This is a genomic window from Cellulosimicrobium sp. BMG9.22 (assembly GCF_059159975.1).
In genome coordinates this window covers 33,319-54,300 of sequence record NZ_JBZGBY010000001.1, presented here as the reverse complement: position 1 = coordinate 54,300, position 20,982 = coordinate 33,319, and the positions used below count along the sequence as shown (strand labels likewise).

Genomic DNA, 20,982 nt, shown 5'->3' with positions numbered 1-20,982 from the left:
GGTCGGCGAGGTAGAACCCTGGTACGACGACGGGCCGGCGCCCCGAGGGAGGTGCCGGCCCGTCGTCGTGCGCGCTCGTCGGTGGCGTCAGTCGTGGCCGGCGAGCGTCGTGAGCGCCTTGGCCCACAGGGCGTGCGCGCGCTCGGCGCGATCGGCGGTCTCGATGTTCTTCTCGACGACGCGCACGCGCGTGCCGGAGTCGTCCGGCTCGAGCGTGATGGCGATGTCGTGGTAGTTCCCGGGCTCGTCGGGCAGTCCCATGGTGGGCGAGAAGTGCGTGAAGTGCAGCAGGCGCGGCCGCTCGACGGCGACGACGGTGCCCCAGTCCGCGAACTCGCGGCCCATGTAGTGGCCTTCGAACGTCACGGGGCTGCCGGGACGGTAGTCGGTCTCGACGTTCATGCCGAGCATCCAGCGTGCGCCGGGGTGCATCATCTCCGACCACACCACCTGGGGCGGGCGGGCGACGTGGATCTCGACGGTCGTGCTGTGCTCGGTCGCGGTGCTCTCGGTCATCGGGTACCTCCGGAGTCGGGCAGGGGGCCTGCGAGAGACGGTAGACCGTCCCGCGCCGCGCGGCAGCCCGGCGGGCGTCGGCTCTCGTGGGTAGGTTCGTCGGCGTGACCCGACTCGTCCTCGTCCACGGCCGCGACAACCAGGAGCTCGACGCCGACGCGCTCGAACGGACCTGGCTCGCCGTGCTCGGCGCGGGGCTCGCCGGGGTGGGGTCGACGGCCCGGCCCGGGGACGACGACGCGACGTTCGTCTACTACGGCGACGCCCTCGCGGGACTCGTCGACGGGGACGCGGACGCGCCGCCCGTCACCGTGCACCTGCGCGGGCGAACCTCGGAGATCGTCGTGGACGTGCGCGCGCTCGTGATCCTGCCCGACGACGAGCTCGCCTTCGTCGTCGCCGTCGCCGAAGAGGTGCTCCACGCAGCGGGGGTCGATGTCGCGGCGCTGCGTGACGCCGTCGGGCGTGCGGAGAGCGCGGACCTCGGTGGAGCGGTCGGTGCCGAGGGGGCGACCGCCGTCGGGACGGGGGTGGACATGGGCGGTGCGCTGCGGGCGTGGCTGTCCGCGCTGCTGTCCGCGCTGGACCGGAACGTGCCGGGCCTGAGCAGCGGCGTCGTCGTGCTCCTCGCGCGCGACGTGTGGACGTACCTGTACGACCCGGCCGCCCGGCGCGCGCTCGACGACGCGCTCGCGGCGGCGATGCCCGTGGGGGAGCCGGCCGTCGTCGTGGGGCACTCCTTCGGGTCCGTGATCGCGTACGCGGTGCTGCGCGAGCACGCCGACGCCGCGCGCTGGGACGTGCCGCTCTTCCTCACGCTCGGTTCGCCGCTCGCGATCCGCGCGATCCGTGACGTGCTCGCCGCCCGGTCGCCGCTGCGCGTGCCGGCCCCGGTGCGCCGCTGGGTCGCCGCGCGCGACCCGCGCGACCTGCTCGCGCCCCACGGCCTCGGCCCGGAGGCGTTCCCGCTCGACCCGCCGGCGCCCGCGATCCAGACCCTCGTCGTCGACAACCGCGCCCCCGGGCACCACTCCGCAGCCGTGCTGCGCGACGACGGCACCACCGCCGGCTACCTCGCGACTCCGGAGGTGGCCCGCACCGTCGCGAACGCCCTTCCCGCGAGAGAGAACTCTGGTCCGCCGAGGTAGAACCCTGGTTTCGCGAGAGAGAACTCCGGGAGGGAACCGATACCGCACCAGGGTTCTACCTCGGCGGACCAGGGTTCTACCTCGGCAGCGGGAAGTCTTCTGCGTCCGTCAGTGCGGTCCGGACGTCCGCCACGAAGCCGTCGACGTCCGTCGCGGTCGTGTCCCACGCGCACATCCACCGCACCTCGACGCGGTCGGGCGTCTCGCCCGGGCCCCAGTCGTAGAAGCGGTGCCGCTGGTGCAGCCGCGCGACGACGGCGCGGGGGAGCGTCGCGAACACCGCGTTCACCCGGGTGGGCTGCGTGAACGCGAGTCCGGGCGCCGCGAGCTCCTCGAGCCCTGCGCGCAGGCGGGCCGCGGCGGCGTTGGCGCGGCGGGCGTTGCGCAGCCAGAGCTCGTCGGCGTCCGCGGCTTCGTCGACCTCCGCGACGACGTCGCCCACCGGCTCGAACAGGGCGAGGAGCTGCGCGGAGACGTAGCGCATCTTGGAGGCGAGCTGCATGGTCGCCTTGCGGACGAACTCCACGCCGTCGACCGCCGAGGGGTCGAGCACGACGACCGCCTCGCCGAGCGCGAGGCCGTTCTTGGTGCCGCCGAACGACAGGACGTCGACGCCCGCGTCCGTCGTGAGCGCGCGCAGCGGCACGTCGAGCGCGGCGGCGGCGTTCGCGAGGCGCGACCCGTCGAGGTGCACGCGCATGCCGAGGGCGTGCGCGGCGTCGGCCACGGCGCGGATCTCGGCGGGCGTGTAGAGCGTGCCGAGCTCGGTGGACTGCGTGAGCGACACGACGAGCGGCTGCGCGCGGTGCGGGTCGCCGAGGTCGCCCGCGAAGCGCTCGACGGCGTCCGGACCGAGCTTCGCGTCGGGCGCCGGGACGGCGAGGACCTTGACGCCCCCGACCCGCTCCGGCGCACCGTTCTCGTCCGTGTTGAGGTGCGCGTGCTCCGTCGCGACGACGGCGCCCCAGCGCGGCAGCATCGCCATGAGCGCGACGACGTTCGCGCCCGTCCCGGTGAGCACCGGGTACGCCGTCGCGTCGGGGCCGAAGCGCTCGCGCACGGCCTCCTGGAGGCGTGCCGTCCACGGGTCCTCGCCGTAGGAGATCTCGTGGCCGGCGCTCGCGGCGGCGAGCGCGGCGAGGACGTCGGGGTGGGCGGGGGCGTAGTTGTCGGAGGCGAACGAGGTCACGGGCGCAGCCTAGGCCGTGACAGGGATCGTCGCCGTCAGCGCGGGCGGGTGGTCGGGTGCTCGGGCCTCAGGCCGAGGCCGACGAACCGGCCGGCGAGATGGCGCAGCAGCGGCAGGAGCGAGAACAGCCGCAGGACGAGGGGTGGTCGGGCCGCACCGGACCTCTCGCGGTAGAGGCCGCGGATCAGGCGTGTCTGGAAGAGCTGGGTGGCACGGGCCGGCCAGGCCCGTCGACGGCGGACGAGGTCGAGGTCGGCAGCGGTCGGGGTGCGGTGCTGGAGGATCGGTCCGAGGAGGTTCGCCGTGGCGACGGCGTCCTGCACGGCCAGGTTGATCCCGACGCCGCCGGCCGGCGACATGGCGTGCGCGGCGTCGCCGATGCACAGCAGGCCGGGGCGGTGCCAGCGTCGGAGCCTGTCCACACTCACGGTGAGCAGGTGGACGTCCTCCCAGCTCGCGATCGCGCTGACGCGGTCCCCATAGCCCGGCTGCAGGTCGGTGATCCTCGACCGGAGGGCCTCGAGCCCCTGGCTGCGGAGGGCGTCGCCCGTGCCGCGGGGGAACGCATAGGCGAGCTGCCAGTAGTCCCCCCGGTCGATCGAGACCAGGGAGCCCTTCCCGCCGGTGAAGAGCGGCACGTCCTCGTCCGCCCGTCGCGGGATCCGGAGCCAGAAGACGTCGATCGGCGCGGCCGTCCCGGAGAGCGGGAGCCCGGCGACGCGACGCGTGACGGAGTGGCGGCCGTCCGCACCGATCACCAGGTCCGCGTCGATCCGGACCGTGTCCGCGCCGGACCGGGCGACGACGCCGACGACGATGCCGCGGTCGAGGACGAGGTCCGTCACCTCGGTGTCGCGGCGGAGCGTGAAGGTCGGCAGGTCCTCGGCCTGGGCGGCGAGGAACGCGAGGAAGTCCCACTGCGGGACGAACGCGATGTAGGGGCAGCGGACGGGCAGCCGGGTGAGGTCGGCGACCGTGACCCGGCGGGTTCCGAACGCGACCTCGACGGTCGACATCGTCCGGTGCGGGAGGCGGAGGAACGACTCCAGCCACCCGAGCTCGTGCAGGACTTCCAAGGTCGACGGGTGGATGGTGTCGCCGCGGAAGTCGCGATGGAAGTCCCGGTGCTTCTCGACCACGGTGACCTCGATCCCGGCCCGGGCCAGCAGCACCCCGGCCATCATGCCGGCCGGTCCACCGCCGACGATGCACACGCTCCGCGCTGGTCGCGTCATGTCCGAGCACCTTCCTGCCGAGATCGTCGAGGTACGGACAGGCTCACCGTCGGCGGGCGATACTGGCAAGCATGGTGAATAACCGGCGTGGGCGTCCCACCGGCGGCTCGGACGCCCGGCGACGACTGATCGACGCGGCGACAGAACTGTTCCTGCGCGACGGCTTCGTCCGGACCACGACGCGGGCCATCGCCCGGCAGGCCGGCGTCGACCACTCGCTGGTGAATTACCACTTCGGCAGCAAGGGGGGCCTGTTCACGGTCGTCCTGGACCTGGTGGCGAGCCCGGGCGAGCTGGTCGACCACGTCACCGGACAGGGCCCGGACCACCTCGCCCCCCGGCTGCTGAACGCCCTCCTCACGGCCTGGGACGCACCGAGCGTCCATGAGCGCTCTCGCCGGCTGCTCGCCGACATCGAGTCGGACCCCCGGACCCAGGACGCCTTTCGCGGCTACATCGAGGCCCACGTCGTCGCCCGCATCGCCGACGTCCTCGGCGGTCCCCGCGCGCAGGCTCGCGCCGCCGCGGCGGCGTCCGTCGTCACCGGCCTCTTCGTCGCCCGGTACGTCGTCCGCCTCGAACCCCTCGCCGGCATGGACCGGGCGGAGGTCGTCCAGCACCTCGCCCCGGCGCTCCACGCGTGCCTCCGCCCACCCCGGCCCGCGGCGCGAGCCGGACGCTCCGGGCCTACCGTCGAGACAGACGCCGACGTCGGCGTCGGACGCAACGCTGGAGGTATGCGATGACCACGATCCCTGACCCGGGCTCCGCGCCCGACGACCCGAACTTCACCGGTCTCCCGCGCGACGAGCGGGACACGTTCGCGAACCAGGCCGAGCCCACGGACCCCGCGGGCCCCGCCGACCCCACCCGCCCGGCCGACCCCACCCGCCCGGCCGAGCCCGTCCGTCCGGCCGAGCCCGTCGTCGACCCGCCTAAGTCGCCCGGGCCGCCGTCGGACCCGTCGGCCCCGCCGCACGACCCGACCGGCGCGCCGGTCCCCGGCGAGCCGCGACCGAGCGACCCGGTGCCGGACGAACCGGACTGGCCGTCGTCGCCCGGCCGTCCCGTCGGCCCGGACGAGCCGACGCACGGCTGACGCTCGGCGCACAAGACCTGTCAGCACTCCACGGGTACGGAGACCCGTGGAGCGCTGACAGGTCGGTGGCCGGGCTCACAGCAGCCGGCGCGACCCCGCGTGCGTGATGCGCAGCCACCGGTACCCGTAGCCGTCGAGCCGGACCTCCGCCGTGCCGTCGGGCGCTGGCTCGACGTCGTCGGCGTCGAGCAGGTCGACGAGCCGGGCGCCGTCGGGCAGGTCCTCGAGGGCGAGCGGCACGACGACCGGGTTCGGCGACAGGTTGTGCACCGTGACCATGGACGCCTCCTGCCACGTGCTGCGCAGCGCGAGGACGGACGGCTCCGGCTGGTCGAGCACCTCGATGTCGCCCCAGCCGAGCTCGGGGCACTCGCGGTAGCGGTGCGCGAGGAGCCGGACGAACATCAGCAGCGACTCGGGGTCGCGCCGCTGGTCGGCGACGTTGACGTGCTCGGGCGCGTACCCGTCGCCGGGCACGGGCCCGGAGAGCCGGCGCGCGGGCGCGCGCGAGAACCCGCCGTTCTTCTCGGACGACCACTGCATGGGCGTCCGGACGGCGAGCCGCCCCTCGGCGGCGAGGTTCTCGCCCATGCCGATCTCCTCGCCGTAGAACAGCACCGGCGTCCCGGGCAGCGCGAAGAGCAGCGAGTACACCATGCGCACGCGGCGTGGGTCGCCGCCCAGCATCGGCGGGAGCCGACGGCGCAGCCCGCGCCCGAAGAGCTGCATGTCCTCCTCGGGACCGAACGCCGCGAAGACCTCCTGGCGCTCCTCCTCGGAGAGCTTGTCGAGCGTGAGCTCGTCGTGGTTGCGCACGAACGTCGCCCACTGCGCGTCGTGGGGGACGGGCGGTCGCGACGCGAGCGACGTGGCGAGCGGGCCGGCGTCGTGCCGCGCGAGCGACAGGTACATCGCCTGCATGCCGTTGAAGTCGAACTGCAGCGTGAGCTCCGAGCTCGACGGCCCGGACTCGCTGCCGTCGCCCTCGCCGTCGTCGCCGAAGAACAGGCGCTGCTGGTCGAACGGCAGGTTGACCTCGCCCATGAGGATCGAGTCGCCCGCGCGGCGCGAGAGGAACGACCGCAGCGCGCGCAGGAAGTCGTGCGGGTCGTCGATCGCGTCGCCCGGGGTGCCGGCGGCGTCGGCGAGGAAGAAGGGCACGGCGTCGACGCGGAACCCCGAGAGGCCCAGCTCGATCCAGTAGCCCATGGTCTTCGCGATGGCGTCCCGGACCTGCGGGTTCGCGGTGTTGAGGTCGGGCATGTGCCGGTAGAACCGGTGCCGGTACCACTCGCCCGTCTTGTCGTCGAGCGTCCAGATGCCGCCCTCCTGGTCGGGGAAGATCACCTGGTCCTGGGTCGGCGGCGGCTCGTCGGTGCGCCACACGTAGAAGTCGCGGAAGGGGCTCTCCGTGCTGGAGCGCGCCGCCTTGAACCACGGGTGCCGGTCCGACGTGTGGTTGACGACGAGGTCCGCGATCACCCGGATCCCGCGGTCCCGCGCGGTGCGGACGAGCTCCACGAGGTCGCCCACGTCGCCGAGGCGCGGGTCGACGGCGAGGAAGTCGGTGATGTCGTAGCCGTCGTCGCGGTCGGCGGTCGGGTAGAACGGCATGAGCCACAGGCAGGTGACGCCGAGGTCGGCGAGGTGGTCGAGGCGTTGCACGAGGCCGGGGAAGTCGCCGACGCCGTCGTCGTCCCAGTCCATGAACGTCTCGACGTCGAGGCAGTAGATCACCGCGTTCTTCCACCACAGGTCGCCGGTGTCGCTGATCCTCATGCCGCACCTCCGTCGGTCGTCGTGCAGGCGTCCCGGAGTGCGGGGAGCAGCGTCTCGCCGGCCGCGTCGAGGAACGCGTCCTGCTGCTGCCCGACGTGGTGCAGGTAGACCTCGTCGAACCCGCACGCGGCCATCCGGGCGATGCGGTCGGCCAGCCGCTGCGCGTCGTGCTCCACGAGCACCGTCCCGCGCACCTCCTCCGGCCGGATCAGCTCCGCCACGGCGTCGAACTGCTCGGGCGTCTCGAGGTGCCAGCTCACGCTCGGCGGCAGGAGGTTGGAGCGCCACTGGTCGTGCGCGACGGCGAACGCCGCCTCGTCGTCCTCGGCCCATGCGACGTGGACCTGCAGGGCGAGGTCCCCACGCCCGCCCGCGTCGCGGTACTCGCCGACGACGCGGCGCAGCGACTCGACCGGCTGGTTCACCGTCACGAGGCCGTCGGCCCAGTCGGCGTGCCGGCGCGCGGTCGGCGGGGTGACCGCAGCGCCGACGAGGCGCGGGGCGACGTCGGGCAGGGACCACACGCGCGCGCGGTCCACCGTGACGTGGCCGTGGTGCGTGACCTCCTCGCCCGCGAGCAGCGCGCGGATGACGTCGGCGCACTCGCGGAGCCGGGCGTCCCGGTCCGCCTTCGTGGGCCACGGGTCGCCCGTGACGTGCTCGTTCATGGCCTCGCCCGACCCGAGCGCCGCCCAGAAGCGGCCCGGGAACATCGAACCGAGGGTCGCGATCGCCTGCGCGACGATCACCGGGTGGTAGCGCTGGCCGGGCGCGGTGACGACGCCGAACGGCAGGTCCGTCGTCGCGAGCGCCGCCCCCAGCCAGGACCAGGCGAACCCCGACTCGCCCTGCCGCTCGCTCCAGGGCGCGAGGTGGTCCGAGCACATCGCGACGTCGAAGCCGACCTCCTCCGCCCGCCGGGCCGCGGCGAGCAGCGGTCCGGGCGGGATCTGCTCGTGGGACGCGTGGAATCCGAGAGTGACCATGGCTGCCAGTGAACCGAGTCTGCGCCTGTCTCGCGCGCCGGGGCGGGGCGGACGGGGCGGAGGGAGGGGAGGTCGTGAAGAGCGCGTGCCCGTCCGACGGCGGCCGCAGCCTCGCCCGGCACCCCGCCGTACGCTGTGGCGATGCGCCTGCTGACCTGGACCTTCGCCGCCTATCTCGCCGCGGTCCTGGTCGTCACGCTGTGGCCGTCGCCGCAGTCGACGGACGCCCCCGGCTGGGCCACGGCGACGCTCGACGTGCTGCACGGGCTGGGGATCCCCATGACGCTCCCGGTGCTCGAGGCGTCGGCGAACGTCGTGATGTTCCTGCCGTTCGGCATGCTCGGCGTCCCGCTCCTGCGCGGCGCGTCCGCACGACGGCGGGGGCCCGCCCCGGGCGTGTGGCGCACCGTGGCGCTCGTGACGCTGGCCGGGGCGGCGCTGTCCACGGCCATCGAGCTCACCCAGAACCTCCTGCCGGGCCGCGTGCCGACCGTCCAGGACGTCGTGCTCAACACCGCGGGGGCGCTGCTCGGCGCGGCAGCGGTCGCGGTCGTGCTGGTCGGCGCGGCGGCCCGCCGACCCGGCCCCCGGCCGGTGTCGCCGACCCGGTGACCTCCCGGGCCGGGATGCCGGTCACGCGCCGACCGTCCCGTCGACCGTCCCGTCGACGTAGGTCCAGCGGTCGCCCTCGCGGACGAAGCGGCTGACCTCGTGGAGCCGGCCGCGGTCGGACGGGTCGGTGCGGGACCGGTGGTGGGCGACGAACTCCACGATGCCGGTGGTGTCGAACGGGCCCCCGGCCTCGGTGCGCACGACGTCGAGGCGCCGCCACTCCAGGTCGTCGTCGAGGTCGAGGTCGAGGTCCACGGGCCGGGTCGAGGAGTGCCACGTCGCGAGGAGGTACGCCGTGTCGCCCACGGCGAACGCGCTGTAGCGCGACCGCATGAGCGCCTCGGCGGTCGGGGCGAGCTCGCCACCGGCCCCGGTGCGGAGGCCGGCGTGGAACCGGCCGCAGCACGCGCCGTAGGTGTCGCCGGACAGGCAGGGACAGCGGGCGTCGTCGGGCACGGGACGCGTGCCGGGAGCCGCGGTCACGAGCGCTCCGACCGCTCGACCGCGTCGACCACCCGGCGGGCGATGCTCTCCAGCTGCGCGAGCCCGTCGGTGCCGAGCGGCTCGAACAGGACCTCGCGCAGCAGCTCGGTGTGGCCGCGGACGGCGCGCAGGAGTGCACGGCGACCGGGGTTGGTGAGGACGATCCAGGTGCCGCGCGCGTCGTCGGGGTAGTCGGTGCGCTCGAGCAGTCCGCGTTCCGTCATGCGCCGGCTCAGGTGCGAGACGCGGCTCCGCTCCCAGCCGAGCGCCGTGGCGAGCTCGCCGGTGCGCAGGGCGCGGTCGGCGGAGGCGTGCAGGGCGGAGAGCACCTGGAACTCCGCGGGGGACAGGTTGCCGTGGGTGCGCATCGCCGCCTCGAGCACGCGGTCGAGCGTCGCGCGCATCGTGAGGTAGGCGTCCCAGGCGCCGCGTTCGGCGTCGTCGAAGACCGGGTGTCCCGTCATGCGGACGATCTTACCGCCAGTAGGTGACACGTCACGGAAACGGGGTTATGGTGACGCATCACCAAGTTCGGTGACACGTCACTCTTCTGGAGGAACCATGACCTGGACACCGCGCATCGCGGTCATCGTCGGGAGCACGCGCCCCGGGCGCAACGGCGCCGCCGTCGCGCAGTGGGCGCTCGACCGGGCCGTGCAGCGGCAGGACGCGACGTTCGAGCTCGTCGACCTCGCCGACCACCCGCTGCCGCACCTCGACGAGGCGCTCCCGCCCCGGATGCAGCAGTACGAGAACCCGCTCGCGTGGGAGTGGTCGCGCGTGATCGACGGCTTCGACGGGTACGTCGTCGTGACGCCCGAGTACAACCACGCGCCGCCCGCCGTGCTGAAGAACGCCCTCGACTGGCTCTACCACGAGTGGGCCGACAAGGCCGTGGGCTTCGTCGGCTACGGCGTGCAGGGCGGCTCGCGCGCCGTCGAGCAGCTGCGGCTCGTCGCCGGGGAGTTGCGGCTCGCCGACGTCCGGACGTCGGTCGGGCTGTCGCTCTACGACGACTTCGAGGGGTTCGCGCGCCTCGCGCCGCGCGAGCGGCACCTGGACGACCTCGACGCGACGCTCGACGAGGTCGTGGCGTGGAGCGTCGCGCTGGCCTCGGTGCGCGAGCGCAAGACGGCCGTCGCCGCAGCCTGAGGGCGCTTGCCCCCGCCGAGATGTGAAGATCCGCCCCGGATCTGCCCGATTCCGGGGCGAATCCTCACGTCTCGGCACATGCACGACGGCGCCCGCCCACCGGAGGGTGAGCGGGCGCCGTCGTGCTGCCGGTCACCCGGGCCGTGACCCGGGCGTCGTGGCGTCAGTCCTTCGGGTCCCAGGGGCCCCAGCGGTCGCCGGGCTCCTGGTTCCGGGTCCACCACTTCGCGGTGTACTCGGTGCCCTCGTGCATCACGGCGTCACCCCGGAGGTAGACGCGGCTGGGCTTCCAGGCGCCGACGCCGTTCGAGTCGACGCCCGCGATCTCCTCCCACGGGCCCCACGAGCTGGCGCCCGGCGTCTGGCCCTTGGTCCACCACAGCGCGCGCCAGACGGCGCCGCCGTAGGTCACCGTGGTGCCGCCCCGGTAGGCGGTGTCCTTCGACCAGGCCGGCGGCTCGTCGTACGTCGGCTGGGCTTGCGGGTTGAACTCGTCGGAGACGACCGTCTTCGCCGCGTTGGTGATCGGGTCGTCGAGCAGCAGGACGTCGAGCCCCAGCTGGATGTCGTTCGAGATGATCGCGCCGTTGTACCAGTACGCCGACCACGATCCGCCGAGGATCAGCCGCTCCGCCGACAGCGGGCCGCGGTCGAACCACGCGAGCTCGACGGGGTTCGCCGAGTCCGTGAAGTCCCACACCGAGATGCCGCCCTGGTACCAGGCCTGGACCATGATGTCGCGGCCCGGGACCGGGATGAGCGAGCCGTTGTGCGCGACGCAGTTCTCCGTCGCGGCCTGCTCCCGGTCGATCTTGTAGTAGCTCTTGAACACGAGCTGGCCGTCCACGATGTCGTAGATCGCGTCGGCGCCCTTCTCCGGCCCGGTCGCCGCGTTGCACGTGGGCGCGCCGCCGCCGCCGAGCTCGTCGGTGAAGACGACCTTGGTGCCGGCGTTGTTGAACGTCGCCGAGTGCCAGAACGCGAAGTTCTCGGTGTCCCGGATCCGCTCGGTGACGACCGGGTTCGCGCGGTCGGAGATGTCCATGAGGATGCCGTCGCCCATGCACGCGCCCGCCGCGATGTCCTTCGACGGGTAGGTCGTGATGTCGTGGCAGCCCGACGTCGTGCTCGAGCCGTTGCCGCCGGGGTTGCCGCCGTCGCCGACCGGGGGGGCCGGGAAGAGGACGGGCGTGGAGACGAGCGCGGCCGCGGCCGGGTCGTCGACCGGGATCTGCACGACCGAGATGAGGTCGAGCGGCGGCTGGCAGTCGGGGAACTGCCCGTTGGGGCTGTACGACGAGACGTAGACGAACAGCTCCTGCCCGTCCTTCGACGGCGCGAGCGAGTGCGTGTGCGACCCGCACTGCGTCTCGACCGACGACACGTACTGCGGTGACGCCGGCTCCGAGATGTCGAAGACCTTGATGCCCTCCCACGACTCCTTGATCGTGGCGCTCTGGGCGACGTTCTCGCACGAGTCGTTGCTGCGTGAGGAGTCGGTGCTGAGGACCAGCAGGTCGCCGTAGACGGAGATGTCGTTCTGGGAGCCGGGGCACACGACCTGGGCGACCTGCACCGGAGCGGTCGGGTCCGCGACGTCGTACACCGTGAACCCGCCGTAGTTGCCGGCGAACGCGTAGTGGTCCTGGAACGCGAGGTCGCTGGAGTACTGGCCCTCGGGCGCGAACTCGCCGTTCTTCGGGATGTTCGCGACGTGGGTCAGGTTGGGGGTGCCGGCGACCTCTCCCGGAGCCAGGACGTCTGTGGCCTGGGCGAGGGGAGCGAGGCGTTGGGCGGGGAGCGAGGACGTGCCCTGCTCGACGAGCTCGGCCACCGCCTCGGGAGAGCCGTCGGACGGCTCGGCGGACGCCGACGAGGCGATCGCGAGCGAGGAGACGGCAAGGGTGGCCGCCAGGGACGAGGCGAGGAGTACCCGGCTTCTTTGCCGGTGGGTCTGCCGGTGCGTCGTTCGATGCACGGGGGAAACACCTCCTTGGTAGGGTTCCCGCATTCTGACCCCCACATGTGACGTGTACCACCCAAACTGGGCCGTTCTCGGAAAGTATTTACACGGAGGGAACAGCGCGAGTGCAGAGTTTTCCCAGCGGTAACGCGGCGCCGGGTCTCGGTCGGCGCGTCCTGACCTGCGGGTTCGTCCTCGCCGGAATCGTCCTCGGCCTGTCTGCGTGCACCGACGACCCCGAGCCGACGTCGACGCCGTCGAGCGTCGTCGTGCAGCCCGGCCGGCCGGGGGAGGAGGCCACGACGATCGCGCCCGAGGACTACGAGGCCGCCCCGGAGGAGGACTCCTGGAACGAGGCCGACGTCGCGTTCGTCGCCGGGATGATCGAGCACCACCTCCAGGCGCTGGAGATCGCCGCGCTCGCGCCGGACCGCGCGGAGTCCGACGACGTCCGCGCGTTCGCCGAGCGCGTCACCGCAGCGCAGGGCCCGGAGGTCCACGCGCTCGCGTCCTGGTTGCAGGCCCGGGATCTCGCGGTGCCCGCCGGGGCGGAGGACCTGGGCGGGTCAGGCCCGCGCGCCCCCGCGGGGGCGGATTCGGGGCACGACGCGCACGGGGAGGGCGTCGTCGGGATGCTCTCGGAGGACCAGCTGACCGCGCTGGAAGCGGCGAGCGGAGCGGAGTTCGACCGGCTCTGGGTCGAGGGGATGATCCAGCACCACGAGGGCGCGCTCGACATGGCGGACGTCGTGCTCGTCGAGGGCCGGGACCTGTTCGCGAACGAGATCGCGGCCGAGACCGCGTCGGGCCAGGGCGGCGAGATCGACCGCCTGCGCGACCTCCTCGCCACGCTGTGACCATGCCGGACCGAGGCGGAGCCTCGGCCCGGCGGGAGCGGGTCAGCAGGAGAGGTTGCTCCCCGGGGTCGTGCCGAGGATCTGCGTGAAGCGCCGGAACGCGGCGATGCGCGACTGCACCTGCGCCGGGTTGCCGCCGTTGCACTCGATCGAGCCGTTGATGGACCGGATGGACTCGCCGAAGCCCGCGCCGGAGACGATCGCCTGGTGCCCGGACATCGAGCCGGCCCCCGACTGCGTGTTCCAGAACCACAGGCCGGTCTTCCACGCGACGGCCGGGTTCTGCTCCACGAGGTACGGGTTGTTGAGCAGGTCGATGCCGAGCGCGTCACCCGCGGCCTTGTAGTTGTAGTTCCAGCTCAGCTGGATCGGGCCCTTGCCGTAGTAGGCGCTCTGGCCCGCCGGGCAGCCGTAGGACTGCGAGCGGTCGCAGTAGTGCGGGTAGTTCGCGGTGTTGATCTCCTTGATGTAGACCAGCCCGCCGGTCTCGTGGTTGACGTTCGCGAGGAACGCCGCCGCCTCGCGCTTCGCGACCTGGTCGCCGCCCGTCGTCGCGAAGCCCGGGTAGGCGGACAGCGCGTCGACGAGGCCCTGGTACGTGTAGAACGGGTTCCGGTTCGGGAACATCTGGTCGAACTGCGCCGCGGAGACGACGAAGCCGCCCGGGGTCCCGGGATCGGGGTCCGGGTTCGTGCCGCCACCGCACGTGCCTTGGCTGCGCCACACGCCCTACTGGCCGGTCGTGCCGGGCGTCTCGCCCTGGGTCCACCACCCGGCCTTCCAGTTCTGCCCGCCGTGCGACACCACCGCGCCGCCGAGGTACACGGAGCCGGAGCTCCACGCGGGGGCGCAGGCGGCGGCGTGCGCCGGGGACGCGGGCCCTGCGACGGACCACGCGACGGCGGCGGTGAGGGCGAGGACGAGGGCGAGCAGCGCCGCCACCGGACGGGGGACGGTTCGTCGGAGCGCGGCGGTGGTGGGAAGCGCGGCGCGCGCGTCCGTGTGTGCGGGATCGGACGACGCCGGGGATCGCGTGTGCATCGGTGCACCTTTCGTCGAGGTCGGGTCACTCCCGAGCCTGGGCGCGGTGTGCCTGGATGGACAACCCCCGTACGGGGAACCCCGTAGCCGGTGCGGTGCGTCGACGGGACCTTGAATCCCCGAAGCCCGGGCGTAACCGAAGGTGTGCGTCAGGCGGTGACCGTAGCGAAAACCCCGGGTCGCGTTCTGCGACACCGGGAGTTTTCGGACACTAGTTCTGCCACATGTTCTCTCGGCGTGTCGCGACGAGTGTCGCGGTGTACGGAAAACGGTCGGTTCTGCGGTGTCCGACAACCTTGTGAGGATTCGACAATGCCCACGCCCAGGTCGAGCCTCGCCGGCGGGGGAGGTCGGCGCTCGAGCTCCCCGTAGAACTTGTACAGATGTGTCTGTATGGACGGTCGCGTCAGGACGTCCCCGCGGACGATCCGCAGGGGGCTCTCAATGGAGAGAGGACGACATGACACGCAAGAGAATCGCCACCGCAGTCGGCGCGGCAGCTGCACTGCTCATCTCCGGAGCGCTCGCGAGCGCACCCGCTACTGCGGCCGAGGAGCCGCTCCCGCCCATTGCCGTCGCGAACCCCGACGTCTCGCTTGAGGTCATCGAGACCCTTCCCGAGGTCGTCCAGCAGTCCGACGTGATCATCGCCGACTACGAGCCGGGCGACATCATCTACTACCCCGACGGGTCCCTCGTCGAGGGACAGAGCTCCGCCATTCAGGCGAGGGCTCGCATCTGCCAGGGGCTGACGATCGTCGGGCCGATCGGCGGCGCGTGGTCGCCCACGAACGGGATGCTCTGCCCCAGCACCATCTGGGGCAGCCCGGGGGTCACCGTGGGCTACAAGTTCGCCTCCGGCTACTCGAGCGTCACGCACGGCTGCGGGCAGGGCCGCGGCTACTACAACGGCAACTCGACCTGGTGTGATCGGGTGCGGGAGCACCGTGACGCGAGCGAACATCCCGTGGGGCAACGTCCTCGGCCACCCCGCAGCCAAGGCGAAGTCGGCCGGGATCACGGGCGTTACGCTTCAGTGGTCCATTCTCTAGGTTTCGAAGACGAAACCAAGACCGCAGGGAGCGATATGAACGTGCCGCCTCGTCTTTCCGCCAGCGCGATGTTCTGGTGGGGCCTCGGACTTCTCGTCGTAGGCATCATCGTGAACCAGATCCTCGCCGTCAGCGCAGGAGCGTACGGCTCGGTCGGGGTCGCGCAAGCCCTGCAGTCCCTGTTCGGCATCGGCAACCTGATCGGGACAGCAGCGTTCCATCTCGGCATCGCCGCGATCGTCGGGTCGTTCGTCGTTCGAGCCATCGTCGATGCTCGAGCCGAGACGCCCACACGGGGAGCAAGCCACCCTCAGCCCGACAAGTCGCTGAAGCAGTAGCAAGACCGCACGACGAAGGGCCGCACCCGGATCGGGTGCGGCCCTTCGCGTTGGCCCGAGAACCGGGCCGTCCGAGGTGCTGGCCTTACGCGAGCCGTGCCCGCCACCCGAGCACTGTCTCAGAACCGGCGTTTGTCAGGCGTCGCGAAACCCAGTTTCGCGACGCCTGACAAACGGTCGGTTCTGCGTCGCAGCAGAACCCCGCCGAGAGGATCATGCTTTCGCAAAGTCTGGGTGATGGTGTTGAGGATCTGTTGGGCGACGGGCCGCCTGTGCACCCGGGATGGGCGGGTCGAGTTTGTCGCAGGAGGGTAGAGGTCGCATCACCCGGTGGTCCTGGGCGGTTCGTTCGCGCTGGAATGCTCGGCATGACAACGCCTGGAGAGGTACGTTGCGGGCGTGGAGGACCGCCCGCCTCGACCGGCTGCCGGCGTCGCGCTCGACGTGGCGGTCGCCGTCGTCGTGCTGGCGCTGCCCGTGGCGCTCTGGGCTGTCGAGCCGGAGCCGTGGCAGCCGTGGACCGTCGTCGCGACGGTCACGAGCGCCGTCGTGCTGCTCTGGCGTCGCACGCGTCCCGTGGCCGTCCTGGGGATGACGGCGGTCCTCGGCGTCGCGGACACGGCGGCCGCCGAACCCGGTCAGGCCCTGCTGCTGCCCCTCGCGGTCTCCGTCTACACGGTCGTCGCGCTCGGCCGGCGCCGGCTCGGCCTCGCGGGCGCGGCGGCGGCGGCGGTCGCCGTCGTCGGTGTGCTCCTGCTCCGCGGCGAGAGCCTGTCGAGCAGCGTCGTCGTGGCGGTCCCGCTCGTGCTCGCGCTCGCCGCCGTCGTGGGGCTGGCCGTCGCGGCCCGGCGCGCCGAGCTGTCCGCCGCGCGGGACCGCGCCGCCCGCGCCGAGGCGACCCGGGACGCCGAGGCCCGGCGCGCGGTGGCCGAGGAACGCCTGCGGATCGCGCGCGAGCTGCACGACGTCCTCGCCCACCAGGTCGCGGTCGTCGGCGTGCAGGCGGGGGTGGCCGAGGCGCTTCTCACCGACGACCCCGCCGTCGCGCGCGACGCGCTCGGTCACGTGCGCGAGGCGTCGGCGGCGGCACTGCGGGAGCTCGCCACGCTGCTCGACCTCCTGCGCCGCGACGCCTCCGGCGCGACGACCCCGGGCGACGAGCGGGCGGCCCCCGCTCCCACCCTCGCGAGGCTCGGCGCGCTGCTGGACGAGGTCCGCGCGACCGGGCTGGACGTCGAGCTTGCGATGGAGCACGATCCCTCGCCGCTCGCCCCCGTCGTCGACCTCGCGGCCTACCGGGTCGTCCAGGAGGCGCTCACCAACGCGCACAAGCACGGCACGGGGAGCGCGCGACTGATCGTGAGCCGTCGCGCGGCCGAGCTCCGCCTCGAGATCGCCAACCCCGTTCCCCGGGAGGCGACCGGGAACGCCGACGACCCGGTCGACGAGCCCCTCGCGACGACGGGTCTCGGGCTCGTCGGCATGCGCGAGCGCGTCGAGTCCGTGGGCGGCAGGCTCGACGTCGACCGCGGCGGCGACGTCTTCGTCGTCCGGGCCGTCCTGCCGACGCTCAGCCCCGAGCGGCCGGTCCCGGCCGCGCCGGACACCACCCTCCCGGAGGAGAGCCCATGACCGTGCGCGTGCTCGTCGTCGACGACCAGGAGCTGATCCGCAGCGGGTTCGTCGCGCTCCTGCGGCACGCGGACGACGTCGAGGTGGTGGGCGAGGCGGCCGACGGCGACGACGCGGTGCGGCTGGCACGCGAGCTGCGTCCCGACGTCGTGCTCATGGACATCCGCATGCCCGGCACGGACGGGATCACCGCCACGGCGCGCATCGCCGACGACCCCGAGCTGGGCGCGGTGCGCGTCGTCGTGCTCACGACCTTCGAGGGCGACGCAGAGGTGCTCGGCGCGCTGCGGGCGGGCGCCAGCGGGTTCCTCGGCAAGGGGGTGGCCCCGGCCGACCTCGTGGCCGCCGTGCGCACCGTCGCCGAGGGAGCGGCGCTCCTGTCCCCTGCGGCGACGCGCGCCGTCGTCGCCCACCTGGGCAGCGGCCCGCACGCCGCCCGGGACGTCGACCCGGACCTCGTGGGGAGGCTCACCGAGCGGGAGCGGGAGGTCGTCGCGCTCGTCGCACGGGGCCTGTCCAACGACGAGATCGCCCAGGAGCTCGTCGTGTCGCCGCTCACGGCCAAGACGCACGTCAGCCGGGCGCTGACGAAGACGGGAGCGCGCGACCGGGCGCAGCTCGTCGTGCTCGCCTACCGCTCCGGCCTGGTCGACCCGCGCTGACGGGGAGCCCGCCGTACTCCCCTGGGAGTACGTGCAGGTGTCTGCCCCGGCACGACGACGGAGGGGGGTGCCGGGCGGCATCGTGGAGACGTCGGGGAGAAAGCCCGGCGGAGGAACGGGACCTCACCCAACCCGCACGTCGCCAGGAGCGCACGATGAGCACCACGACCCGCACCACGGGGAACGCCACCACGACCCACGTCTCCGGCGACCGCCCGGTCCCGCCCCGCACCCCTGTGAACCGCGACAGCATGGACCCGGTGCGGCTCTCGGGGCGCGGCTGGGCGGTGCTGCTGGGAGCCTGGGTGATCGCCGTCGCGTGCGACCTCCTTCTCCCGATCCCCGGCCCCGACTGGCTCGGGGTCACGGTCAGAGGTGTCCTCCTCGCAGGGATCCCTCTCGTCGTCCTCTCCCGGCTCGACCCGGGCGCCGTCGGCCGTCTGTTCCGGCGGATGCGGCCCCGCGACGGGCTCCTCGCGGCAGGGGTCGCCCTCGTCAACGTGATCGCCACGTTCGTCATCGGCACCGTCGTCGCCCAGCTCATCGGGACCACGGCGAACCCGATGGGCGGGGCGCTCGCCGACGCGAGCCTCGGTGACCGTGCGCTCACCTTCCTCGGCACGATCCCGCAGCTCGTCGGCGAGGAGGTCGCCACGATCGTGCCGTTCCTGGCCGTGCTCGCCCTCGGCGTCTCGGTGCTGCACCTGTCGCGTCGCACGAGCACGGTGCTGGCAGTCACCGTCGCGTCGCTGGCCTTCGCCGCGATGCACCTGACGACCTACGGCTGGAACGTCGTGCAGTGCGTCCTGATCATCGGCGTCGCCCGGGTGATCCTCCTGGTGCCGTACCTCATCACGCGCAACCTGTCGGTCTCCGCGACCTCCCACGTCCTCAACGACTGGACGCTCTTCGGCATCGGCATGCTCTCGTCCTGACCCGTGTCGGACCAGCAACGACCCACGGGCGGCGACCTATCGGTCGCCGCCCGCAACCGCGCGGAGCGCGGCCAGTGTGAGAACGACGTCGACCCGCGATCACCAGCCCGCGTTGGTCAGACGTCGCAGCACCTTCTTTCGCGACGCCTGACAAACGGTCGGTTCTGCGATGTGCGCCTACCTGGCAGCAGCGACGCTCACGTGCGGGCCTTGATGGCTGACATGGTCGTCTCTCACGGGGTTGATGCGGCGGGTTCCGGAGGGGGACGGTTCGAGCGGGCTCGCCGGGACTCGCGAGCAACCGAGACGAGGAGGCCGATGAGGCCGAACCCGAGGAGCACCGCCGCCGTGATCGCCCACGGGGGGAGTTCGCTGCTCGTGCTGTCGGCTGATCCGTTCGCCGCGAACAGGGCGAAGTCGTCCAGGGCGTGGACACCGATCGCGGCCCACAGCAGGCGAGTCACGCGTCGCACGGCGTAGTAGATGGCCCCGAACGCGGTGGCGAAGGCAACCTGGACGACGACCGCACTGACCGGGGCGCCGTGCAGGAGGTTGAGCCCGTGCAAGGCCCCGAACAGGACGCAGGTGATGAGCAGGGCGCCGAGCTCGGACCAGGATCCGCGGGCGCCGACGAGCAAGATACCGCGCACGGTGAGCTCCTCGGTGAACCCGACCAGGAGGTAGCTGGCAGCACCGACGAGCAGGTAGGTCGGGGGCTGATCCCAGTCCGCGCCGGTCAGGGTGCCGGCCACGACCACGAGGTAGGCAACCGGGAACAGCCACCACCATCTCGGCGCCCTGAGTTCGGCCGGCTCGCGCCAGACCGGCTGGGTCCACCCCGCCCAGCGCACGAAGAGCACCAGCAGGACCGCGATGACAGCCAGCGGGACCACGTGGGTCCGCAGCAGGGCCAGCGTCGGGTCGGCGATGTCACCGTCGCGGCTGCCGGGCAGGAAGTCGTCAAGGGCGACCAGAGCTGCGAAGACAGCGACCGCGACCAGGCCGACGCCTATCGAGGGACGCACCCGGGGCGCCCCGACGCCGGCGAGCGGCTCTCCGACCGGCGATCTCATGACGAGACTGAATCACACGAACGCTCGCGCCGCTCGCGCCGAGCACCGCCAGCATCGGTCGTGCGGCGTGCTCTGCGGCAGTGCTGGCCCGGTCCCGAGCGGGTGGCTACCGCGGTCGGCTACGGGGTGATCGCCTCGCGGGCCGGGCGCGTGCGTTCGCGCCTCACGAGGATGACGAGAGTGACGGCCGCGAACGCGTAGAGGCCGAACGTCAGGAACTGCGCGCTCGGGATCAGGACGCCGTCGGTCGCGTGCTCGCCGGAGACGAACGTCGAGAAGTCCCACAAGGAGTGAAGTCCCATCGCGGCGAGGATGGTCCCCGTGCCGCGACGCGCGAGGTACAGCGCGGTGCCGGTGAGCGCGGCGAGGATCCACTGGACGAGTGCCCCGGGTTCGCCGAGGATCAGGTTGGTGAGGTGGAACCCGCCGAACCACAGCGTGGTCCACAGCACCGCCATGCCCTCGGAGCGCGAGCCCTGCCGTAGTGAACGCAGCACGACGCCCCGGAACATGGTCTCTTCCGCGTAGCCGACGAGCAGTGCTGCGCCGGCGATGGCGAGCAGGTGATCCGCCGAGAACGCCCCCCAGTCGGTACCGACGAGATACACCAGGGCGATCACGACCACGACCACCGGGAGCGCCCACAAGAACGCCCCCATGGGGAGCCTTCGCGCGTCACGGAAGACGTGGTCCCACCGCGCCCACAGCAAGAACGCGGTCAGCCAGACTGCCCCCGCGGCGAGCGGCACGACGCCGGAGCGCAGTGTCGTGTCCGCGGTATCGAAGAAGTCGGCGTACTTGACGCCCGACGACCACATGAGACCGACGACGATCACGACGTAGACGACGAACACCACCGCTGCGACCGGCACCGACGGCGTGACGCGCCAACGGGGGGAAGTGAGCTCTGCAGGTGACGACATGAGAACCTCCGCTCTGGCGGGCACCGCCCGCAGGCTCTGCGGTGCCGACAGGCGTCGGGTCGCGATGAGTGAGATCAACGTACCCATGACCACACCCTCCGGCGAGCGATACGCGCGCACGCCCGAACACCGACGTCGCAGAACCAACGCCTGGAGCAGTCCCACGGGACACTGCCCACCACTCTCCTCGACGTGGATGGTCGATTGCACGTCGACCACGACTCCTCGATGAGGTGCACAGCCTCCGCGTGCCGCGCGTGAGTGCTCGTTGTGAACCGCTCACCCGGGTGGCCTGCGTCTCGGGTGA

At 72.6% G+C, this 20,982-nt stretch carries 22 protein-coding genes; 10 read left to right on the top strand and 12 right to left on the bottom strand.

Annotated features, from left to right (window positions below):
• Positions 1-87 precede the first annotated feature (87 nt).
• Entirely contained in the window at positions 88-516 is a 429-nt protein-coding gene (locus AC4H2H_RS00245; RefSeq protein WP_494368803.1) for an SRPBCC family protein, read from the bottom strand.
• Positions 517-620: 104 nt separating this feature from the next.
• On the opposite strand from AC4H2H_RS00245, the gene AC4H2H_RS00240 reads away from it, so the two are divergent.
• Positions 621-1,664, top strand: coding sequence for a hypothetical protein (locus tag AC4H2H_RS00240; RefSeq protein ID WP_494368802.1), 1,044 nt, complete (start codon positions 621-623; stop codon positions 1,662-1,664).
• Between the two features lie 76 nt (positions 1,665-1,740).
• Here AC4H2H_RS00240 and AC4H2H_RS00235 read toward each other — a convergent pair whose 3' ends face one another.
• The gene (locus tag AC4H2H_RS00235; RefSeq protein ID WP_494368801.1) at positions 1,741-2,853 is read right to left on the bottom strand and encodes a threonine aldolase family protein; all 1,113 of its coding nucleotides are present in this window, start codon (positions 2,851-2,853) and stop codon (positions 1,741-1,743) included.
• A 35-nt stretch (positions 2,854-2,888) separates the two neighbouring features.
• Positions 2,889-4,088, bottom strand: coding sequence for an FAD-dependent oxidoreductase (locus AC4H2H_RS00230; RefSeq protein ID WP_494368800.1), 1,200 nt, complete (start codon positions 4,086-4,088; stop codon positions 2,889-2,891).
• Positions 4,089-4,159: 71 nt separating this feature from the next.
• On the opposite strand from AC4H2H_RS00230, the gene AC4H2H_RS00225 reads away from it, so the two are divergent.
• Complete coding sequence (locus tag AC4H2H_RS00225) at positions 4,160-4,834, top strand: TetR/AcrR family transcriptional regulator (protein ID WP_494368799.1); 675 nt, start codon at positions 4,160-4,162, stop codon at positions 4,832-4,834.
• On the top strand, positions 4,831-5,187 hold the full coding sequence (locus AC4H2H_RS00220; protein ID WP_494368798.1) for a hypothetical protein: 357 nt from the start codon (positions 4,831-4,833) through the stop codon (positions 5,185-5,187). The genes AC4H2H_RS00225 and AC4H2H_RS00220 overlap by 4 nt, the downstream gene beginning before the upstream one ends.
• A gap of 75 nt (positions 5,188-5,262) precedes the next feature.
• Here the strand turns inward: AC4H2H_RS00220 and AC4H2H_RS00215 are convergent, their stop codons facing one another.
• Positions 5,263-6,966 carry an alpha-amylase family protein gene (locus AC4H2H_RS00215; protein ID WP_494368797.1) on the bottom strand — a complete coding sequence of 568 codons (1,704 nt, stop codon included), beginning with the start codon at positions 6,964-6,966 and terminating at the stop codon, positions 5,263-5,265.
• Positions 6,963-7,952, bottom strand: a complete 990-nt coding sequence (locus AC4H2H_RS00210) for a TIGR03885 family FMN-dependent LLM class oxidoreductase (RefSeq protein WP_494368796.1) — start codon at positions 7,950-7,952, stop codon at positions 6,963-6,965. Before AC4H2H_RS00210 ends, AC4H2H_RS00215 begins: the two co-directional genes overlap by 4 nt.
• A gap of 141 nt (positions 7,953-8,093) precedes the next feature.
• Between AC4H2H_RS00210 and AC4H2H_RS00205 the strand changes: the two genes are divergently transcribed.
• Positions 8,094-8,564, top strand: coding sequence for a VanZ family protein (locus tag AC4H2H_RS00205; protein WP_494368795.1), 471 nt, complete (start codon positions 8,094-8,096; stop codon positions 8,562-8,564).
• A gap of 21 nt (positions 8,565-8,585) precedes the next feature.
• On the opposite strand, the gene AC4H2H_RS00200 is transcribed toward AC4H2H_RS00205, so the two are convergent.
• Both AC4H2H_RS00200 and AC4H2H_RS00195 read right to left on the bottom strand, forming a co-directional pair.
• Complete coding sequence (locus AC4H2H_RS00200) at positions 8,586-9,047, bottom strand: YchJ family protein (RefSeq protein WP_494368794.1); 462 nt, start codon at positions 9,045-9,047, stop codon at positions 8,586-8,588.
• Entirely contained in the window at positions 9,044-9,511 is a 468-nt protein-coding gene (locus AC4H2H_RS00195) for a MarR family winged helix-turn-helix transcriptional regulator (protein WP_494368793.1), read from the bottom strand. The genes AC4H2H_RS00200 and AC4H2H_RS00195 overlap by 4 nt, the downstream gene beginning before the upstream one ends.
• A 97-nt stretch (positions 9,512-9,608) precedes the next feature.
• On the opposite strand from AC4H2H_RS00195, the gene AC4H2H_RS00190 reads away from it, so the two are divergent.
• The gene (locus AC4H2H_RS00190) at positions 9,609-10,199 is read left to right on the top strand and encodes an NADPH-dependent FMN reductase (RefSeq protein ID WP_494368792.1); all 591 of its coding nucleotides are present in this window, start codon (positions 9,609-9,611) and stop codon (positions 10,197-10,199) included.
• 163 nt (positions 10,200-10,362) lie between these two features.
• Here AC4H2H_RS00190 and AC4H2H_RS00185 read toward each other — a convergent pair whose 3' ends face one another.
• On the bottom strand, positions 10,363-12,177 hold the full coding sequence (locus tag AC4H2H_RS00185; RefSeq protein ID WP_494368791.1) for a carbohydrate-binding protein: 1,815 nt from the start codon (positions 12,175-12,177) through the stop codon (positions 10,363-10,365).
• 110 nt (positions 12,178-12,287) lie between these two features.
• On the opposite strand from AC4H2H_RS00185, the gene AC4H2H_RS00180 reads away from it, so the two are divergent.
• The gene (locus AC4H2H_RS00180) at positions 12,288-13,019 is read left to right on the top strand and encodes a DUF305 domain-containing protein (RefSeq protein ID WP_494368790.1); all 732 of its coding nucleotides are present in this window, start codon (positions 12,288-12,290) and stop codon (positions 13,017-13,019) included.
• Positions 13,020-13,061: 42 nt separating this feature from the next.
• Here AC4H2H_RS00180 and AC4H2H_RS00175 read toward each other — a convergent pair whose 3' ends face one another.
• Together AC4H2H_RS00175 and AC4H2H_RS00170 are read right to left on the bottom strand one after the other, a co-directional pair.
• Complete coding sequence (locus AC4H2H_RS00175; RefSeq protein ID WP_494368789.1) at positions 13,062-13,745, bottom strand: chitinase; 684 nt, start codon at positions 13,743-13,745, stop codon at positions 13,062-13,064.
• Positions 13,746-13,748: 3 nt separating this feature from the next.
• Positions 13,749-14,060: a carbohydrate-binding protein gene (locus AC4H2H_RS00170; RefSeq protein WP_494368788.1), complete on the bottom strand. Its 312-nt coding sequence runs from the start codon at positions 14,058-14,060 to the stop codon at positions 13,749-13,751.
• A 460-nt stretch (positions 14,061-14,520) separates the two neighbouring features.
• On the opposite strand from AC4H2H_RS00170, the gene AC4H2H_RS00165 reads away from it, so the two are divergent.
• The 4 genes from AC4H2H_RS00165 (at position 14,521) to AC4H2H_RS00150 (ending at position 18,679) form a co-directional block, all read left to right on the top strand.
• Positions 14,521-15,450 carry a hypothetical protein gene (locus AC4H2H_RS00165; protein ID WP_494368787.1) on the top strand — a complete coding sequence of 310 codons (930 nt, stop codon included), beginning with the start codon at positions 14,521-14,523 and terminating at the stop codon, positions 15,448-15,450.
• A 399-nt stretch (positions 15,451-15,849) separates the two neighbouring features.
• On the top strand, positions 15,850-17,082 hold the full coding sequence (locus AC4H2H_RS00160) for a sensor histidine kinase (RefSeq protein ID WP_494368786.1): 1,233 nt from the start codon (positions 15,850-15,852) through the stop codon (positions 17,080-17,082).
• A complete protein-coding gene (locus tag AC4H2H_RS00155) occupies positions 17,079-17,744 on the top strand; it encodes a response regulator (protein WP_494368785.1) in 666 nt (221 codons plus the stop codon). Before AC4H2H_RS00160 ends, AC4H2H_RS00155 begins: the two co-directional genes overlap by 4 nt.
• A gap of 155 nt (positions 17,745-17,899) precedes the next feature.
• Entirely contained in the window at positions 17,900-18,679 is a 780-nt protein-coding gene (locus AC4H2H_RS00150; protein WP_494368784.1) for a CPBP family intramembrane glutamic endopeptidase, read from the top strand.
• Positions 18,680-18,912: 233 nt separating this feature from the next.
• On the opposite strand, the gene AC4H2H_RS00145 is transcribed toward AC4H2H_RS00150, so the two are convergent.
• Both AC4H2H_RS00145 and AC4H2H_RS00140 read right to left on the bottom strand, forming a co-directional pair.
• Positions 18,913-19,752 (bottom strand): CPBP family intramembrane glutamic endopeptidase, encoded by an 840-nt coding sequence (locus AC4H2H_RS00145; protein ID WP_494368783.1) that lies wholly within the window; start codon positions 19,750-19,752, stop codon positions 18,913-18,915.
• Positions 19,753-19,871: 119 nt separating this feature from the next.
• On the bottom strand, positions 19,872-20,675 hold the full coding sequence (locus AC4H2H_RS00140) for a CPBP family intramembrane glutamic endopeptidase (protein ID WP_494368782.1): 804 nt from the start codon (positions 20,673-20,675) through the stop codon (positions 19,872-19,874).
• Positions 20,676-20,982: the final 307 nt, after the last annotated feature.

Excerpts from the sequence above, each read along its gene's own strand:
- AC4H2H_RS00245 (WP_494368803.1), bottom strand. The coding sequence starts at position 516 with ATGACCGAGAGCACCGCGACCGAGCACAGCACGACCGTCGAGATCCAC.
- AC4H2H_RS00145 (WP_494368783.1), bottom strand. The coding sequence starts at position 19,752 with ATGAGATCGCCGGTCGGAGAGCCGCTCGCCGGCGTCGGGGCGCCCCGG.
- AC4H2H_RS00215 (WP_494368797.1), bottom strand. The coding sequence starts at position 6,966 with ATGAGGATCAGCGACACCGGCGACCTGTGGTGGAAGAACGCGGTGATC.
- AC4H2H_RS00190 (WP_494368792.1), top strand. The coding sequence starts at position 9,609 with ATGACCTGGACACCGCGCATCGCGGTCATCGTCGGGAGCACGCGCCCC.
- AC4H2H_RS00230 (WP_494368800.1), bottom strand. The coding sequence starts at position 4,088 with ATGACGCGACCAGCGCGGAGCGTGTGCATCGTCGGCGGTGGACCGGCC.
- AC4H2H_RS00170 (WP_494368788.1), bottom strand. The coding sequence starts at position 14,060 with ATGCACACGCGATCCCCGGCGTCGTCCGATCCCGCACACACGGACGCG.
- AC4H2H_RS00195 (WP_494368793.1), bottom strand. The coding sequence starts at position 9,511 with ATGACGGGACACCCGGTCTTCGACGACGCCGAACGCGGCGCCTGGGAC.
- AC4H2H_RS00205 (WP_494368795.1), top strand. The coding sequence starts at position 8,094 with ATGCGCCTGCTGACCTGGACCTTCGCCGCCTATCTCGCCGCGGTCCTG.
- AC4H2H_RS00220 (WP_494368798.1), top strand. The coding sequence starts at position 4,831 with ATGACCACGATCCCTGACCCGGGCTCCGCGCCCGACGACCCGAACTTC.
- AC4H2H_RS00210 (WP_494368796.1), bottom strand. The coding sequence starts at position 7,952 with ATGGTCACTCTCGGATTCCACGCGTCCCACGAGCAGATCCCGCCCGGA.
- AC4H2H_RS00155 (WP_494368785.1), top strand. The coding sequence starts at position 17,079 with ATGACCGTGCGCGTGCTCGTCGTCGACGACCAGGAGCTGATCCGCAGC.
- AC4H2H_RS00140 (WP_494368782.1), bottom strand. The coding sequence starts at position 20,675 with ATGTCGTCACCTGCAGAGCTCACTTCCCCCCGTTGGCGCGTCACGCCG.
- AC4H2H_RS00225 (WP_494368799.1), top strand. The coding sequence starts at position 4,160 with ATGGTGAATAACCGGCGTGGGCGTCCCACCGGCGGCTCGGACGCCCGG.
- AC4H2H_RS00165 (WP_494368787.1), top strand. The coding sequence starts at position 14,521 with ATGACACGCAAGAGAATCGCCACCGCAGTCGGCGCGGCAGCTGCACTG.
- AC4H2H_RS00150 (WP_494368784.1), top strand. The coding sequence starts at position 17,900 with ATGAGCACCACGACCCGCACCACGGGGAACGCCACCACGACCCACGTC.